The sequence below is a fragment of the Vibrio sp. 1069 genome, assembly GCF_033340555.1.
The window spans coordinates 1-508 of record NZ_JAWOWP010000993.1; the positions used below are offsets into that span (position 1 = coordinate 1).

At 47.0% G+C, this 508-nt stretch carries 1 pseudogene; it reads left to right on the forward strand.

The window, feature by feature from the left end:
* Positions 1-508, forward strand: a pseudogene (locus tag R7040_RS30225) (glycosyltransferase family 1 protein); the annotation flags it as partial.

The following is a 508-nucleotide window of genomic DNA, read 5'->3' on the forward strand; positions in this document are numbered from 1 at the left end:
GACGGGTAAAGACATTCAACGTTTAGTGAGCAAGTTTTCCCGCGTTATCAGCAATACTGGCTCAGATAAGCCAACCATGCATTGTGATGCGGTAGACAACATTTTCACGGTAAATTTGCTGACAATACCGGCTCCACACTCTGCTTTTTCAAGAAAAGTGGCAGCGAAGATGATGCAGCACCAACTAGAAAAACACTTAAAAGCGTTGAACTTCGACAACCCATTATTTTGGACATCCCTACCAACCGCCGCTGATGTGTGTAATGCCATGAATAAACGCGGGCTGATTTACTACTGCGGAGACGATTTTGGCGCGTTAGCGGGCGTTGATCATCAAACAGTGATGGAGCATGAACGCACGCTGATTGATAGCGCCGATTTTATTCTTGCTGCAAGCGACAAGCTGGCCGCTCGATTTCCGGATAATAAAACCACAACGCTGCCACACGGGGTCGATTTCAGTCTATTTTCAACGCCTGCAGAAAAGGCAAGCGACTTGCCGAACAAT